The organism is Hymenobacter cheonanensis (assembly GCF_030581075.1).
Classification (GTDB): domain Bacteria; phylum Bacteroidota; class Bacteroidia; order Cytophagales; family Hymenobacteraceae; genus Hymenobacter.
The window spans coordinates 47,172-63,657 of record NZ_JAUQSW010000003.1 but is presented as its reverse complement, the minus strand read 5'-3'; the positions used below and the strand labels follow the sequence as shown (position 1 = coordinate 63,657).

General features: G+C 62.8%; 14 protein-coding genes. 8 read left to right on the top strand and 6 right to left on the bottom strand.

Annotated elements, in window-relative coordinates; translation table 11 throughout:
* Positions 1 to 13: 13 nt before the first annotated feature.
* Together Q5H89_RS06525 and Q5H89_RS06520 are read right to left on the bottom strand one after the other, a co-directional pair.
* A complete protein-coding gene (locus Q5H89_RS06525) occupies positions 14 to 517 on the bottom strand; it encodes a DUF421 domain-containing protein (protein WP_305018506.1) in 504 nt (167 codons plus the stop codon).
* A 114-nt stretch (positions 518 to 631) separates the two neighbouring features.
* Entirely contained in the window at positions 632 to 1,117 is a 486-nt protein-coding gene (locus tag Q5H89_RS06520) for a hypothetical protein (RefSeq protein WP_305018505.1), read from the bottom strand.
* Positions 1,118 to 1,357: 240 nt separating this feature from the next.
* Between Q5H89_RS06520 and Q5H89_RS06515 the strand changes: the two genes are divergently transcribed.
* Positions 1,358 to 3,670 carry a patatin-like phospholipase family protein gene (locus tag Q5H89_RS06515; RefSeq protein WP_305018504.1) on the top strand — a complete coding sequence of 771 codons (2,313 nt, stop codon included), beginning with the start codon at positions 1,358 to 1,360 and terminating at the stop codon, positions 3,668 to 3,670.
* Here Q5H89_RS06515 and Q5H89_RS06510 read toward each other — a convergent pair.
* Entirely contained in the window at positions 3,637 to 4,707 is a 1,071-nt protein-coding gene (locus Q5H89_RS06510) for a glycoside hydrolase family 43 protein (RefSeq protein ID WP_305018503.1), read from the bottom strand. The two genes, Q5H89_RS06515 and Q5H89_RS06510, sit on opposite strands and share 34 nt — an antisense overlap.
* Positions 4,708 to 4,715: 8 nt before the next feature.
* Complete coding sequence (locus Q5H89_RS06505; RefSeq protein ID WP_305018502.1) at positions 4,716 to 5,429, bottom strand: alpha/beta fold hydrolase; 714 nt, start codon at positions 5,427 to 5,429, stop codon at positions 4,716 to 4,718.
* A 263-nt stretch (positions 5,430 to 5,692) separates the two neighbouring features.
* Here Q5H89_RS06505 and Q5H89_RS06500 point away from each other — a divergent pair, with 263 nt between their 5' ends.
* The 3 genes from Q5H89_RS06500 (at position 5,693) to nth (ending at position 7,355) form a co-directional block, all read left to right on the top strand.
* Positions 5,693 to 6,328: an RNA polymerase sigma factor gene (locus tag Q5H89_RS06500; RefSeq protein WP_305018501.1), complete on the top strand. Its 636-nt coding sequence runs from the start codon at positions 5,693 to 5,695 to the stop codon at positions 6,326 to 6,328.
* Positions 6,294 to 6,491 carry a hypothetical protein gene (locus Q5H89_RS06495; protein ID WP_305018500.1) on the top strand — a complete coding sequence of 66 codons (198 nt, stop codon included), beginning with the start codon at positions 6,294 to 6,296 and terminating at the stop codon, positions 6,489 to 6,491. The genes Q5H89_RS06500 and Q5H89_RS06495 overlap by 35 nt, the downstream gene beginning before the upstream one ends.
* Positions 6,492 to 6,668: 177 nt before the next feature.
* On the top strand, positions 6,669 to 7,355 hold the full coding sequence (gene nth, locus Q5H89_RS06490) for an endonuclease III (RefSeq protein ID WP_305018499.1): 687 nt from the start codon (positions 6,669 to 6,671) through the stop codon (positions 7,353 to 7,355).
* Here nth and Q5H89_RS06485 read toward each other — a convergent pair.
* The gene (locus Q5H89_RS06485) at positions 7,292 to 8,488 is read right to left on the bottom strand and encodes an alpha/beta hydrolase (RefSeq protein WP_305018498.1); all 1,197 of its coding nucleotides are present in this window, start codon (positions 8,486 to 8,488) and stop codon (positions 7,292 to 7,294) included. The two genes, nth and Q5H89_RS06485, sit on opposite strands and share 64 nt — an antisense overlap.
* A 106-nt stretch (positions 8,489 to 8,594) precedes the next feature.
* Here Q5H89_RS06485 and Q5H89_RS06480 point away from each other — a divergent pair, with 106 nt between their 5' ends.
* Genes Q5H89_RS06480 through Q5H89_RS06465 form a run of 4 tightly spaced genes read left to right on the top strand, consistent with a single transcriptional unit; the run spans position 8,595 to position 15,757 of the window.
* Entirely contained in the window at positions 8,595 to 9,338 is a 744-nt protein-coding gene (locus Q5H89_RS06480; RefSeq protein WP_305018497.1) for a hypothetical protein, read from the top strand.
* Positions 9,339 to 9,387: 49 nt separating this feature from the next.
* Positions 9,388 to 12,150 carry a TonB-dependent receptor gene (locus tag Q5H89_RS06475; protein ID WP_305018496.1) on the top strand — a complete coding sequence of 921 codons (2,763 nt, stop codon included), beginning with the start codon at positions 9,388 to 9,390 and terminating at the stop codon, positions 12,148 to 12,150.
* Positions 12,151 to 12,153: 3 nt separating this feature from the next.
* Positions 12,154 to 13,317 carry a DUF4249 domain-containing protein gene (locus Q5H89_RS06470; RefSeq protein ID WP_305018495.1) on the top strand — a complete coding sequence of 388 codons (1,164 nt, stop codon included), beginning with the start codon at positions 12,154 to 12,156 and terminating at the stop codon, positions 13,315 to 13,317.
* A 46-nt stretch (positions 13,318 to 13,363) separates the two neighbouring features.
* Positions 13,364 to 15,757: a hypothetical protein gene (locus Q5H89_RS06465; protein ID WP_305018494.1), complete on the top strand. Its 2,394-nt coding sequence runs from the start codon at positions 13,364 to 13,366 to the stop codon at positions 15,755 to 15,757.
* 16 nt (positions 15,758 to 15,773) lie between these two features.
* Here Q5H89_RS06465 and Q5H89_RS06460 read toward each other — a convergent pair whose 3' ends face one another.
* The gene (locus Q5H89_RS06460) at positions 15,774 to 16,448 is read right to left on the bottom strand and encodes a DUF4468 domain-containing protein (RefSeq protein ID WP_305018493.1); all 675 of its coding nucleotides are present in this window, start codon (positions 16,446 to 16,448) and stop codon (positions 15,774 to 15,776) included.
* Positions 16,449 to 16,486: the final 38 nt, after the last annotated feature.

Below are 16,486 nucleotides of genomic sequence, written 5' to 3'. Positions count from 1 at the left end.
GCCAGCGGCCAGCCTACTTGTCTTGCTTCACCACGCTCACGGTGCCATCGTGCTCCAGGCGCACGGTTTTGGCCTGGGCCAAGTCGTCGAGGTTGGCCGCCCCGCGCACGGCGGCTTGCAGAGCTTCCTCCGAAAAGCTAGCCCGGCGCAGCTCGTGGTGGTTGATAGCCGCGCCTTCGGCCAGCACCGACGCCTCGCCTTTTATTAGGCGGCCAAAAGCCGGAAAAAAGTACGTAGCATAGGCTAGCAGCCGGTGCAGCAGCACCAGCGTCACGGCCGCCGCAATGATGACGCCAAATGGTGAGTCGCCGGCAATGGCGCGGCTCAGAATGGCACCCAGCATAAACTTGACCACCGTTTCCTGGCCGCTGTTGCTGGCAAACGTGCGCCGGCCCGATACGCGCAGCAGCACCAGGGCAATGATAAACACTACCAGCGTGCGCCAGCATATCTGGCTAGCCGTAATGGTGTCGGCCTTGGCATCAAGGCCTAATAGTTCAACCAGAAAGTCAGTCATGCCGGGTAGGGTAAGGGCGCAAAGCTTACCTATACGGCTAGCCAGCAAAATGACTGCCTGCGTAGTGCCTGTGCGGCACGCTTCAGGCAGTCATTTTACTTGAGTGGCAACGCTTTATTCGGCTTGCTTGCGGGCGCGCTTGGCGGCGGCCGTGTTGGCTACCACGTGCTCGCCGGCCTTGGAGCCGGCCTGCTTTTTAGCGTTGGTGGCCTTGCGCTCGGCGGGGGTCAGCTCTTCCCAGGCCTTGGCGGGCAGGTAGCGCGTGATGCCGGAGTCGCGGCGGGCAGGCTTTCCATCCGACGTTTGCCAGTCCTGGCCGTTCCAGGTATGCAGGCTTTTTTGCTTGGAGTTGGGGTGGCGCTGCAAGTAGCCACCGCCACCTTTTTGGTAAGCCAACGTAAGGAGCTGCGATTTGCGGGCGCTCCAGGTGCCGGGTGCGCCACCCTTGGCGGCGGCCCGAATCTCAGTTTTCAGGCGCTCGCGCAGGGAGGGGTCGGTGTAGGTGTTTTCGTCGGTGCGGCGGCGGGCAGCCGGGCGGGTTTTTGTACGCTTGCGGACCGGGGTGCTACTGGCTGCGGCGTCGGGGGCAGGGGTTTTCATCAGGGGGCCAGAAAAGTAGAACAGTTGACCTACGCGGAAAAATCGGCAAGGTTGCACCAAGATGAAGAAGTTTTTGCACTTGTTTAACATTAGTAATCAGAATGTTAAACAAAAATGGAATTTAGTTGCCCAGCTCGGTGCCCCAGCTGCTGGCAAGGGCAGCCAGCCGCCAGGCCTTTGCGTAAGGGGGCAAAACATGAGGGGGCCTACCTTGCGGCCCTATTTGCTTTACCTACTTTTATGCTTAAAAAAATACTTTATCTACTGCTGGTGCTGGGGTTAGGGCAGCCGGCTTTTGCGCAGCGCGTGGGGCTGGTGCTCAGCGGGGGCGGGGCCAAGGGCCTGGCCCACGTAGGGGTGCTCAAGCAGCTGGAAGCCAATGGCATTCCCATTGATTATATCGTGGGCAACAGCATGGGCGCCGTGGTGGGCGCCATGTACGCGGCCGGCTACTCGCCGCGCGACATTGAGCAGATTGTGCTCTCGCCCGAGTTTCAGAACTGGGCCAACGGCAAGGTGCTGCCCGATAAAACATTTAACTTTTTGACGGCCGAGCCCTCGCCGTCCTCGCTGCGGCTAGGCCTGTCTATCGACTCTACGTTCAAGGCCAACATCTCGCCCACCTTGGTCAACGACCTCAACCTCAACTTTGCCCTGGCCCGGCTGCTGGCGCCGGCCGCTGCGGCCGCCAAGTATAATTTCGACAACCTGTTTGTGCCCTACCGCTGCCTGGCCACCGAGGTATTTACGCGCAAGGAAGTAGTGCAAAAATCGGGGCTGCTGGCCGATGCCGTGCGCAACTCGATGGCTTACCCGCTCGCCTTCCGGCCCATTCGCAACCTCGACGGGCGCTACCTCTTCGACGGGGCCGTGCTGGACAACTTCCCTACCGATGTTATGCGGCAGGATTTCAAGCCCGACATCATGATTGGGGTGAATGTGGGCGATGTGGCGTTCAAAAAGTACCCATACCAGAAAGACGATGCCTTGCTCACGAGCACGCTGGTTTTTCTGGGCTCCAGCGTGGCCGACACCAACAGCGTGGGCAAAAACGGCATTTACATTCAGCCTAACCTGGGCAACCTGGGCGCGGCTGATTTTGACAAGGTGCGCAGCCTGATTGCCCAGGGCGACACGGCCACCCAGCTCAAGCTGGCCGAAATAAAGCAGCGCATTACGCGGCGCGTCGATACGCTGGACTTGCAGCGCCGCCGCCTGGCGTTTCAGCAGAGCGTGCCGGCCCCGCGCTTTGTGAAAGTGGAGGTGCAGGGCCTGCGCCCCGACCAGAACGAGTATGCGCGCAGCTTTTTTCGCAAGGATGGCTCGACTTACTCCATCGACGACCTGGAAGAAGGCTACTACCGGCTGGCCTCCGATGACTATTTCCGGAATATCTACCCGCGCATTCGCTACGACGAGGCCCTGAAGGGCTACGTGTTTAACGTAGATGCGCAGCGTAACAACAACGTAGCCACCGAGATAGGCTTCACACTCAGCACCCGGCCCATCGAAAGCCTGTACCTGGGCATCGAGTTTCGCTACCTGCGGCGGCTGCTGTACTCGGCGGCGGCCAACGTGAGCGTGGGGCGCTTCTACAACGGGGCGCAGGGCACGTTTCGGCTCAATGCCCCGGGCCGCCTGCCGTTTTACATTGCGCCGCTTATTACCTACAATCAGTGGGATTTTCAGCAAACCGGCGTGCTGCTGGGCAGCGATGCCCTGAGCACCCAGGTGCAGCAGAAGGACACCAAAGTAGGCGCCCAGATTGGCGTTTCGCCCCGCTACCGCTCGCGCATGGTGCTCGACCTGGGGGCATTTTATAATGTGGACAGCTACTCGAACAAGGACGAGATTTCCTCCTCGGCCGTGCTCGACCGCACCTCCTTTAAGGGTGCTACGGCGGCCATTCGCTTTGCCCGCAACTCGCTCAACCGCAAGCAGTACGCCACGGCGGGCCGGCGGGCCATTATTACGGTGCGCGGCGTTACGGGCACGGAGGTATACGTGCCGGGCTCTACTTCCAATTTCGAGGCGCTGGGCGAGCGCTCGCGCCACCACGAGTGGCTGCAGTTTCGGGGCACGTATGAGCGCTACTACGCGCTGAGCAAAGACAAGTCATCCTGGGGCTACTTCGGCGAGATAACGGTGAGCGGCCAGGGCGAATTCTTCAACTACCGCTCGTCGCTGACCACGGCGCCGGTGTTTGCGCCGCTGCCCGACTCGCGCACGCGGTTTTTGGAGCGCTACCGCTCGCCGCGCTTCGTGGCGGCGGGGCTGCGCTACACCCAGCTGCTGTTTGGCAAGCTGGAATGGCGCTCCGAGCTGTTCACGCACGTCAACATTGCTCAGCTCGAAGATAACAACCAGCTGGCCGAGCGGGCTTCGGGCATCAGCCGCCCCTACCTCACGGCCTCCACGGGGCTCATTTTCACCACCCCGGTGGGGCCGTTAGCCCTGCACGCGCTGTACTACGACGACCCCACGCCGGGCAACCGCTTTGGCTTATACGCCCACCTGGGCTACATCCTGTTCCGGGGCCGCTCGCTCGAATAGCCGGCGCCGGCCTGGTGGCCAGGCCACACGGGCCCCGGGTGGGGCTCGGTACTAGGCGTGCCCACGTGCGGCCAGCCATCTTCGTCATACACCACTTTATCAAGCAGCAGCACGCGGCGCGAGTAGCCCTGCTCATCGTTGATGGCATCGAAGGTGGGCTGGCGCTGGTCGATGGCGTGGTAGAGCAGCCAGTCCTGGCCCGCGGCATCGGTCACGAGGCAGTTGTGGCCGGGCGCCAGCCAGCGCTGATTGCCGGTAAGAATGGTACCCGCCGTGCCAGTGGCTTCGGCTAGGGTTTCGTAGGGGCCGGTGGCGTGGCGGGCGCGGGCCACCAGCACGGCGTAGTGGGCATCGGGCCCGCAACAGTTATCGCCCGAGTAAAAGAGGTAGTACCAGCCCGCCCGGTAGTGCACCCAACTGCCCTCAATAAGGTAGCCGTAGGAAGCATAGTCGGTGGCTAGCCGGGGGGGTACGATTATCTCCGCCGCGCTGCCCGGCGCAAAGCCGAGCCCATCGGCCGCCAAGGCCCGCACGCGCAGCGGCCCAAAGCCCGAGCCCCAGAACAGCAGTAACTGCCCGGTAGCGTCGTCAACAAACTGCATGGGGTCAATATCTTCAAAGCCGGGGCCGCCGGCCAGCAGGGGCCGGCCACTATCCACAAAAGGGCCGGTGGGCTGCTGCGCCACGGCTACGCCCAGGCACATGCCGGCCGCGGGGTCGTTGGGCTGCGCCGAAAAGTAAAGCAGGTAGCGGCCATCGGCGTGGCGGCTCACGTCGGGGGCCCAGAAGCGCTGGCTGGCGGCGGCCCAAGCGGGCTTGGCCGGCAGGGCGTCGCCGAGGTGTTCCCAGGCCATAAGGTCGCGCGAGCGGGCCACCTGAATATTTAGAATCTGCCCCTGATAGCGGGTTTGGGTGGCGTAGGCATAGTAGTAGCCATCGGGCGCTAGCACTACGCTAGGGTCCGGAAAGTCGGTATCCAGCACCGGGTTCTGGTAGGTGGCTGGCAGCAGCGTCTTCGCGGATGGGGCAGGATTCATAGGACAGATTAAGTAAGGTACTGACCTTTCAACACCTCTTCCGGGGCTTCCAGCGGCAGCAGGTGCCCGGCACCGGGCACTACGGCCATCATGGTGCCCGGGGGCAGCCGCGGCAGCGTTTGCTGGCGTTGCACTGCGGGCGAAATGGCCTGGTCGTTTTCGCCCACTAGTAAGCGGCAGGGCACTTCTATGGTGGCTAGCTCGCCCGAAATATCCTCGCGCGAGCCGTGCAGCAACCAGGCATCCCAGGCGGCCTGGGTGGTGCGCAGGTTGTCGGCTACTACTTGTGCGTGCTGCGCATTGCTGAGCGGAATTCGGGTAATTTTATTAAACGTCTTTTCGGCCTCGGCAGGTTGGCCGTAGGCGGCCAGGCTAGCGGCTCGGTCGGCGTCGCTCATCGGCTCGGGCGTGGGCGGCGAGGGCGACAGCAGCAGCAGGCTACGCAAGCCGGCAGGGCGGCGGGCGGCCAGCAACATAGCTACTTTACCGCTCATACTATGGCCAATAATATGATAATCAACCAACTGCTGCTGTTCAACATACTGCGCTACCCAGTCGGCGTAGCTGGCCACTGAGTAGTCGAAGCCCGCCGGCGCGGCCTGGTTGCCAAAGCCCGGCAGGTCGGGGGCTAGCAGGCGGGTGCCCGGGGGCAGCAGCGGCAGCAGCGGCTCAAATTCGCGGCCGGAGCCGGCCCAGTAGTGCAGGGCGAGGTAGGTGGTCATGGCGGGTAAGGTAGCGGATAGGCCTAGTACTACGCGCCCGCCGGATGCTGGTTAACGGCTGGGCTAGCTGGGCAAGTCGCCTACTGCACTGAAACTCAAAAAATAGTTTGCGCCGCGGCCCGCCGTAGTTGTAAAATTCGGGCGTCGGCTGCTACATTTGGCTCGATTATGGCGGCTTCACTCGCTATTCACTCCCCTTTTTTTCTTAACGCTGCACACTATCGACCAAAAGCTCTACGTTCCCTCATAACCCGTAGTTCTTTATGGAACCCCTGCAGCCGAGCGACTCCGCGCTCATCGACCTCTACCTGGCCGGCCGCGAAGCCGCCTTTGCCCAGCTGCTCCAGCGCTATCAGGCGCGGGTGTACACGACCATTCAACTGGTAGTGCGCGACGAAGACCTGGCCGACGACCTCACCCAGGACACCTTTATCAAGGCCATCCACACCCTCAAGAGCGGGCGCTACCAGGACGAAGGCAAATTTGGCTCGTGGCTGTGCCGCATTGCCCACAATTTGGCCATCGACGCCTTTCGGCGCGCAAAAAGAGCGCCCCAAACCAGCCTCGATGACAACATGGGGCTAGCTAATTCGTTACACCTTTCAGAGGAGTCGGCCGACGATGTGCTGGGTCGCGAAGAAAGCCACGCGCACCTACGCCAACTCATTCAGGAACTACCCGCTGCCCAGAAAGAAGTATTGCTGATGCGCCACTACGGCGACATGAGCTTTCAGGAAATAGCCGATGCCACGGGCGTGAGCATCAATACCGCGCTGGGCCGCATGCGTTATGCTCTCATCAACCTGCGGAAAAAAATGGCCGCCTATTCGCTCCTTTATGATTCAAACCTTACCCCACCCGACGTTGCTTCGCTACGTGTACAACGAATTGCCAGCTGATGAGCAGCACGAGGTCGAGGATGCCTTGCTGCACGACCCCGAGCTAGCAGCTACCTGCGCCGACCTGCTGCTGGCCCAGCGCACCCTCGACCACCTGGCCCGCGCCCCGCGCCCCGCTACCACGGCGGCCATTTTGCAGTACTCGCGCACGTTTATGCGCTAGGCTGCCTCGTCGGCTTTACAAATAAAAGCCGTCATGCTGAGCTTGTCGAAGCATCTTGCTCGTATCGTTGGGTTAGCAACCCTAGCGGCACTGGCAAGATGCTTCGACAAGCTCAGCATGACGGCTTTTTCGCTTAAATTTGTTTGACAGCCTCTTGGAGCTGGTTTCTATTTTGCCATGACTCGCCCCGAACGGTTTCGCCGCTTTCTCGACTACTTCACGTCTAATTTTCCGGAGCCGAAAACCGAGCTGGCCTACCGCAACCCCTACGAGCTGATAGTGGCCGTGGTGCTGAGCGCCCAGTGTACCGACAAGCGCGTGAACCAAGTGATGCCCGCGCTGCTGGCGCAGTTTCCGACGGCCGCCGAGCTGGGTGCGGCCACGGCCGACGATATTTTCCCGTTTATCCGCAGCGTATCGTACCCCAACAACAAGGCCAAGCACCTGGCCGGGCTAGGCCGCCTGCTGACGGAGGAGTTTGGCGGCGAGGTGCCCAGCACCATTGAGGAGCTGCAGCGCCTGCCCGGCGTGGGCCGCAAAACGGCCAATGTGGTGGTATCAGTGATTTATAACCAACCCGCAATGGCCGTGGACACGCACGTGTTCCGGGTGTCGCACCGGCTGGGGCTGGTGCCCAAAACGGCCACCACGCCCCTGGCCGTGGAGAAGGGGCTGGTGAAATACATTCCGCAGGAAGTCATTCCGAAGGCCCACCACTGGCTGATTTTGCACGGGCGCTACATCTGCGTGGCGCGCTCGCCCAAGTGCAGCGCCTGCCCGCTCACCGATTTTTGCGCCTACTACCCCAAAGTGGTGGCCGAGGGGCTAGCGGCGGTGGGTAAATCTGCAAAAAGCCAGCGGTAGGCAGCCGCAAACTCGCGCTGCCAAAACCACTCGGCGTGCTGGCCATCGGCCAGCACCTGGCAGCTTAGGTTGGTGCCAGGTACCCCGGCGGCCCCTAAGGCATCGTGCACGGCCGTCATCAGCGGGGCCATGGAGGGGCCTTCTTGGGCGCCGCACACAAAGTACCAGCGGGTATCGGGCCGGGGCTTTTGCTGCTTGAGGTAGCCTAGCAGCGCTGGCCCGGCAAACCAGTAGGCCGGTGAAAACACGCCCACCCGCCCAAACACCGCCGGGTAGCGCAGCGCCGCGTAGGTGGCCAGCAGCCCGCCCATGCTGGAGCCCAGAATGCCGGTAGTCTCCCGCCCGGGCCGGGTGCGGTAGTGGTGGTCGATGTAAGGCTTGAGCGTATCGACTAGGAAATCAACGTATTGGCCGCCCTCGCCGCCGCGGCCGGTGCGCGGGTTACGCCAGGGCGAGTACTCAGCGAGGCGGTGCTGGCTGCTGTTGTCTACGGCCACCACGAGGCAGCCGCCCAGGTCCTGGCCGCGGGCGGCCAGGGCGTCCAGCGTCTCATCTACGCCCCACTCGCCGGCGAACGACGTGTATTGGTCAAACACATTCTGACCATCTTGCAGATAGAGTACCGGGTAGCGGCTAGCCCCTTCGGCGTAGCCGGGCGGCAGGTACACCCACACCCGGCGCGTGCGCCGCAGCTGCGGCATGGCAAACTCGGGGCTGAGGATGTGCACATTAGGCGAAGCCGAATGCTGGCGGGGCGGAATGATGCCGCCCTGGTCCTCCCAATTCAGCACCTGCTGCGCCACCACGCGCGGGCCCTGGCCGTAGAGGTAGCGGCGGTTGGGCACGGCGCGGTTTTCGGCATCGGTTTCGATGGTGGCCCAGCTGCCCCGGCAAAATTTATAGTCGAGCGTGCCCCGGCCGGGCGGCAGCGTGAGGAAGTAGCTGCCCGTGCCAGGGTCGAAAGAGAACGCGCAGGCCGGGTCGTCGGTGGTCCAGCCATTAACTGAGCCCGTGAGGTAAATAGTGGCCCCGGCCGGCGTATTGGCTGGCACGCTGGTGAGCTGCAACGTGACCGGCGCGCGGGCAGCTCTTCGCCCCAACCGGGTAAGCAGGCGGGAGAAGAGTCTTTTCATAAGCGTGGGGGCGGGCTAGCCGCAAAGGTCGGGGCGGCGCCCCGTTTGCTGGCCCGGCAATACAACTACATACTCAGCGTAGTAGCTTTGGTTTTCTGAGTTCTTTATGAAAATCGCAGCTTTTCTTGGCCTGCTGCTCGTTTGGCTAGCCCTTCCCCAGCGCACCCAGGCCCAGACCCTGGCGGCCGATAGCAGCCAGCTACGGCTGGCCATGCAGATGGCCACCCAACGCTACGCCGCTGCCACCGCCACCGAGTCGCGCCTGCTCAGCGGCACCGACTATATCAACCGCACGAAGCCCTACGTGCAGGGCAACCCGTTTTTTCCTTCTCCGGAGGTTAAAATGGGCAGCCTGCACTACGATGGCTTTTACTTTGAGGCGGTGCCCATGCGCTACGACTGCCAGCACGACCAAGTGGTGGTGCAGCCCCCAAGCCGGGCCATTGCCCTGCAGCTGGTACCCGAAAAAGTGGCCGCCTTCACGCTAGACGGGCACCATTTTGTGCGGCTCGTTACCGACTCGCTCACCAACCCACAGGTGCGCACCGGCTTCTACGACCTGCTGGCCGACGGCCCGGCCCGGCTGCTGGCCCGCCACACCAAGCGCAGCTACGAGCAGCCCACCCAGCAGGGCATGGAAGGCAGCTTCGTCGAAACCGTCCGGTTTTTTGTGCAGCAGCACGATACCTACCAGGAAGTAGCTAAGCTCAAAGACGTTACCGCGCTCTTCCCGGCGCACAAAGCCGACTTGCAGCGGTTTGCGCGCAGCCAGCATCTTTCCTTCAAGGAAGGCTACCGGGAGCGCGCCCTTACCACCCTGCTCACGCACTACAATAGCCTGGCTTACTGACAAGTAGCCTAGCAGCAGTTTTCTATGTCCCTGGCATTCACGCACGCCTATGCGCTTTTATTACCGGCTGTTTTTCTTACTATTACTGGTGGCCCACAGCTTGCGCGGCTACGGGCAGCAGGCCGAGCCGCTCGTCAGCGGGCGCTTCGAGCACCTGCGCTTCGAGCAGTTTGTGCGGCAAATAGAAGCTACTACGCCCTATCGCTTTTACTTTGACCCGGCCAAGGTTGATAGCCTGACGGTGACGCTGGCCGTGACAGAGCAGCCCCTAGCACAAGTGCTGAAGCAGGCGCTGGCCGGCAGCCAGCTGGTAGCCAGCGTCGATGCCGCAAACCACGTATTTGTGACGGCCGCGCCCGGCCTCGAAACGCGCCTGAGCAGCATCTTTTTTGACGTGCCGCCGGCCGATGTTCCCGACCCCGACGTCGACCTACTGGCTAGCCCCGGTAGCGCGGCGCGGCCCGGCAGCACCTCGGCCACCAAGGTTTACGAGGTGGGGGCGGGCCAGCCGGCCCCGGCTAGCGGCAAGGCCACGCTGGTGGGCCGCGTGCGCGATGCCAAATCGGGCGAGCCGCTCGTGGGCGTGTCGGTGTATGTAGAGTCGCCCACAGTGGGCGCCTCCACCGACCAGTTTGGGGCGTTTGCCCTCACGCTGCCGGTGGGGCGCTACACGCTGCACATTCGGGGCCTGGGCATTAAGAATGCCCGGCGGCAGCTGGTGCTGCGGGCCAGCGGCAAGCTGGACATTGACGCCGAGGAAGAGGTAGCGCGCTTGAAGGAAGTAGTGATAGAAGCCGAAAAAGACAAGAACGTAACCAGTACCCAGATGGGGGTGGAAAAGCTGGACATCAAAACGATACGCCAGGTGCCCACCGCGTTTGGCGAGGCCGATATTTTGCGGGTAGTACTCACGCTGCCGGGTGTGAAATCGGTGGGCGAAGGCAGCACCGGCATGAGCGTGCGCGGCGGCAACACCGACCAGAACCTGATTCTGTTCAACGACGCCACCATTTACAACCCGTCGCACTTGTTCGGCTTCTTCTCGGCCTTTAACCCCGACGTGCTGAAGTCGGTAGAGCTGTACAAGAGCGCCATTCCGGCGCGCTACGGCGGGCGGCTAGCCTCGGTGCTCGACATCGTGACGCGCGAAGGCAACCGGAAAAAGTTTGGGGGTGCGGGCGGCATTGGTCCGCTCACGAGCCGCTTATCCTTTGAAGGGCCACTGGTGAAGGACAAGGGCTCGTTTTTGGTGAGTGGCCGCACCTCGTATTCCGACTGGCTGCTGCACCTCGTGCCCGACGCCAGCCTCAAGAACAGCGCCGCCTCATTTTATGACCTGAGCGCCCAGCTCAGCTACGACCTCGACGAGAAGAACTCGCTTTATGCCAGCGCCTACCTCAGCCACGACCGCTTTCGGCTAGCTAGCGACACGGTCTTTACCTACCGCAACGTGGCTGGCAGCCTCAAGTGGAAGCACAGCCTCAGCAACCGGCTCTACGGGGTGCTCACCGGCACGTTCAGCCAGTACCAGTTTAGTAATTCGAGCGAGCGCAACCCCGTGAATGCCTCGCTTTTCGCCTACGCGCTCAACCAGGGCGGCTTGCAGGCCGATTTCAGCTATTTCCACGATGCGCGGCACACGGTCACGTTTGGCGGCAGCTCCATTTTGTATCATATCTCGCCGGGCGGGCTCACGCCGGTGGGCACGGCCTCGCTGGTGGCCCCCGATGTGCTGCCCCGCGAGCAAGCGCTGGAAAGCGCCCTCTACGTGGCCGACCGCTTCGACGTGACGCCCCGCTTTTCGGTGGAGGCCGGCCTGCGCTACTCGCTCTACAACGCGCTGGGGCCGCGCGCCATAAACGACTACTTGCCCGGCGTGTCGCGGGCCGAAAGCACGGTGAGCGGCGTTACCAGCTACAGCGCGGGCAAGGTTATCCAAACGTACCAGGGGCCCGAGTGGCGGCTGTCGGCCCGCTACTCGCTTTCCGAAAACGCCTCGGTGAAGGCCAGCCTGAACCGCATGCGCCAGTACATTCACCAGTTGTCGAACACGGCCGCCATGTCGCCCACCGATACCTGGAAGCTGAGCGACCCCTACATCCGCCCGCAGGTGGGCGACCAGGTTTCGCTCGGCTACTACCACAATTTCAAGCACAACGTGGTGGAAACTTCGGTGGAAGTGTACTACAAATCGACCCGCGACTTTGTGGATTACAAAAGCGGCGCGGTGCTCATTCTCAACCACCACCTCGAAACCGACGTGGTGAATGCCACCGGCCGGGCCTACGGCGTGGAGGCCACCATCCGCAAGTCGGCGGGCAAGGTAAATGGCTGGCTGAGCTACACCTATTCGCGCACCCTGGTGCAGGTGAACACCGCTACCGACCAAGTAAACGGCGGCAACTGGTACCCTAGCAACTACGACAAGCCCCACGATGTGACGTTGGTAGGCAACTACCGCTTCAGCCGCCGCTTCAGCACCTCGCTCAACTTCAACTACAGCACCGGCCGGCCCATCACGCTGCCCATTGCGAAGTACTACCTGAACAACACGCTGCGCATCTTTTACTCGGACCGCAATGCCTACCGCGTGCCCGATTACTTCCGCCTCGACCTGGCCCTCAATATCGAGGGCAGCCACAAGGTGCACCGGCCCTTCCACAGCTCCTGGACGGTGGGCGTGTACAACCTGACCGGCCGCAAGAATCCCTATTCGGTGTATTACAAGTCGGAGAACGGCAACATAAACGGCTATCAGCTAGCCATTTTTGGCGCTCCCATCCCGACGGTTACCTACAATTTCCGCTTCTAAGCCATGCGCGTCCTTCGTACCCTTTTGCGGGCCCGCCTCTGGGGCGTAGCCCTGCTGCTGCTCGGCGGCTGCGTGCAGCCCTACGAGCCCAAAGTGGCCGAATCGGCTAAAACGTACCTGGTGGTCGATGGCTTCATCAATACCCAGGGCAGCACCTCTATTAAGCTGTCGCGCACGCTGGGGCTAGCCGCCGGCACCACGCCCAACCCCGAAACCAAGGCCAGCGCCTACCTCGGCGACGACGCCGGCAACCGCTACGCCCTCACCGAAAGCCCGGCCGGCACCTACAACTCGGCCAGCCTCACGCTTGATGCGAGCCGCAAGTACCAGCTCCACCTCACCACGGCCACGGGCAAAACCTACCTCTCCGATTTTGTAGCCGCCAAGACTACGCCACCCATCGATTCTGTCACCTGGAAGTACGGCCCGGGCGGCGTGCAGCTCTACGTATCGGCCCACGACGATAAAAACCAGACCACCTATTACCGCTGGAGCTACGGCGAAACCTGGCTTTTCACGTCCGCTTTCTACTCCCACGTTTCGTTCGACAAAGCCAGCGGTACCTACGCAAAGCGCACCGACGACATTTATAACTGCTGGACCACCGTCAACTCTACGCTTATTAACCTGGGCAATACGGCCAAGCTTACCCGCGATGTGCTAGACAAGCAGCCGTTGCTGTTCATCGCCGACAACTCGCCCAAGCTGCGCTACCGCTACAGCATCTTGGTGCAGCAGCACGCCCAAAGCGCTGAGGAATACCACTATTGGGAGGCGCTGAAGAAGAACACCGAGAGTATCGGCTCGCTCTACGACCCCTTGCCCACGCAGCTCACCGGCAACGTGCACGCCACCGACGATGCCACCGAGCCCGTGCTAGGCTTCGTTGGGGCGCATTCCGTCACCGAAACGCGCATCTTCATTGACCGCAGTCAGATTCCGCTGCCCCCCGGCTGGGTATATGACACTGGCTACCAAAGCTGCGGCGTAATACCCATGGACTTTGACTTATTTGATGCCAAGGCCAATTTCAGCACGCCCAACTACATGCCCATTGACCCCATCTATAATCCCCTTGGCGTGGTAATGGGCTACACGGGCGCCTCGCCGGCCTGCGTCGATTGCCGCCTGCGGGGCACCAACGTCAAGCCCAGCTTCTGGAAATAGCCTTGCTTATCGGTCCACTCTTGAGCAGCTTTTTGCGCTTTTTATGGTGAATATTTATCCTGTCGCCTTCCGGTGCCTAACGACTTGCCTGCTGGGCGCCGGCCTGGGGCTAGGGGCGCTGCCCGCTGGCCACGCCCAGTCCTTGGACCCCGGCGCACTCCTGGCGCAGTACAACCAGACAGTTTTACACGAGAAGCTGTTCGTGCACCTCGACCGGCCGGCCTACCTGGCCGGCGAAACGATGTGGCTGAAGGTGTACGCCACCGATGCCACCCAGCACAAGCCGCTAGCCCTGAGCAAGGTGGCGTATGTGGAAGTGCTCAACCAGGCCCGGCAGCCCGTGCTGCAAGCCAAGCTGGCGCTGCAAAATGCCACTGGGCAGGGCTCGTTCGTGCTGCCGGCGGGGCTACCCTCGGGCAGCTACGTGGTGCGGGCCTACACCAGCTGGATGAAGAACTTCGACCCGGCCTATTACTTCCACGGCCAGGTTTCCATCATCAATACGGCGCGCGCCTCGGGTGCCCGCGCCAGCCAGGGCCCGGCCTACGAGGTGCAGTTTTTTCCGGAAGGCGGCCAGCTTGTGCGCGGGCTGCGCAGCAAAGTAGGCCTGCGCGTGGTAGATGCCGCCGGCCACGGCGTGGCGGCCACCGGCCAGGTGCTGGATGCGCAAGGCACCCCCGTGAGCACCTTCGAAACCCTGAAATTTGGGCTCGGTAGCTTTGTATTCACGCCGGGCACGGCGGGCGCGGGCTACTCGGCTACCGTGCGGCTGGCTAATAACCAAGTGCTCACCGCCAGGCTGCCCGCTGTGCAGGCAGCCGGCTACGTGCTAACCCTGGCCGAAGCCGGGCCCGGGCAGCTGCAACTAACCGCCCAAACGCAGGGCGAGGGGCTAGCCAGCGGTGAGGTCTTTTTGCTGGGCCACGCTGGGCAGCGCGTAGCGGTGGCCCAGCGTGGCCAGCTGGTGGCGGGGCTAGCCACTTTCACCATTGATAAGCGGCAGCTGGCCGGGGGCATCACGCACTTCACCTTGTTTGATGCCGCGCAAAAGCCGCGCTGCGAGCGCCTGTATTTCCGGCGGCCCGGGCCTGGGCTGGCGCTCACGGCTAGCCCCGGCCGCCCGGCCTACGCCACCCGCCAGCGGGTGGCGGTGCAGCTGGCGGCCCCCGCGGCGGCTAGCCTGTCGGTGGCCGTGTACCAGCTCGATTCGCTGAGCGCGAGCCAGCCGGCCGACATCCGCACCTTTCTGGCCCTTACCTCCGACCTGAAAGGCGCCATCGAAAACCCGAATTACTACCTGCGCGACTCCAGCGCCGCTGGCCAGCAGGCGGCCGACAACCTCATGTTGACCCAGGGATGGAGCCGGTTTCGCTGGGAGGAGGTGCTGGCCGGCCAGCCGCCGCGCCTGCCCTACGCCCCCGAGCTGAACGGCCACTTTGTGTATGGGCGCGTGACGGACGCCAGCGGCAAGCCGGCCGCGGGCGTTACGACCTACCTGGCTAGCCCGAGCCGGGCCGTTCGCTTATATAATTCTGTCAGCCGGCCCGATGGCACGGTGCAGTTCGAAACGAGTCCTTTTTACGGGCCTAGCAAGCTGGTGCTGCAAACCAACTCGCAGCAGGACAGCACCCACCGGCTCGAAATGCTGAGCCCGTTCTCTACCCGCTACGCCCCGGGCCCGGCAACCACCCTGGCCCTGCCGCTAGCCCTCACGGCCGACCTGACCCAGCGCCACGTGCAGCTGCAGGCGCAGCAAGCCTTTCAGGCGCGGTTCGAGCACCCATATACCCAGCCGGCGCACGATACGGTGGCCTTTTACGGCCGGCCCCAGGAGCAGTACCTGCTTGATGACTACACGCGGTTTCCGACCCTGGAAGACGTGCTGCGCGAGTACGTGCCCGGCGTGCAGGTGCGCCTGCGCCGCGACGGCTTTCACTTTATGGTAATTGACCGGCCTAACCAGACCATCTTCCACGACAACCCCCTGACGATGCTCGACGGCGTGCCCATCTTCAACCTCAACCAGCTTATGCGCCTCGACCCCCTTAAGGTGCGCAAGCTGGATGTGGTGACGGGGCGCTACTACCACGGCCCGCTGACCTACGACGGCGTGGTGAGCTTCACCACCTACCAGGGCGATTTGGGCGGCTACCAGCTGCCGACCCAGGCCCTGCTCGAAGAGTACGAGGGCCTGCAAGGCCAGCGCGAGTTTTACGCGCCGCGCTACGAAACGGTGCCGCAGCAGCAAAGCCGCCTGCCCGATTTTCGCAACCTGCTCTACTGGAACCCTGGCGTGCAGCTGCGGGCCGGCCAGCCCCGCACCCTCGACTTCTACACCTCCGACCAAGCCGGCCGCTACCTGGTGGTGGTGCAGGGCCTCGCGCCAACCGGCCTGGCGGGCAGCGCCAGCTTCTCGCTTGAGGTGAAGCCGGCCTTGTAGCCAGGCGGGCGCCGGCCTACCACCGGGCTGCCGGGGCCTTTTCGTGCCGGGCCAGCGAGTCGAGCAGTTCCAGCAGGGCTGCATTGATGCGCGCGCTGTTTTGCGGCCATGTTTTGGCCAGGGTACCGTTGCTGCGGTAGTCGTCGCTATTGTTGGTAGTGCCCGGCCCCATTAGTAGTTGCTGCGGACTGCTGGCCAGGGTGGCCGTGCCGGTAGTTTGCAGCAGGTACTGGCCAAGGGCTAGCTGCGTGGCGTCGCGGATATTAGAGTCGTTACTGGTCCCATTAAGCAAGCCCACCCCGGTGCGGGTGCCGAGGTCGCGCAACTCGTAGCGGTAGCGGCCCTCGCGAAAATCGAAACGAAACGTGAAGCTGACCAGCCGCGCCTCGCCCCTCCCCAGGCTATTGACATTAACAAGCACCCGCTTGTACCCGCGCCCAATGAGCACGCCCCGCGCCGCGTCATCGAGCTGCGTCACCTGGTGCGCATCCTGAAAAGTGAGGGCTACCCACTCGCGGGCCCGGCCGTGTAGCTCGGCGGCCGACATGCCCGGCACTGCTACCGTGCCGTGGTAGTTAGGCTCGTGCGTAAGGCTGTCGAAGGGCAGGCCCGGCAGCGGCGGCGGCAAAGTTTGCGCCCGGGTAGTGTGGTATAGTAAGCTGAGTGCGAGCAGGCATAAGAAGATTTTCATGCGCTAAATATGCACCAGCCGGGTTCCTTCTATTGGCG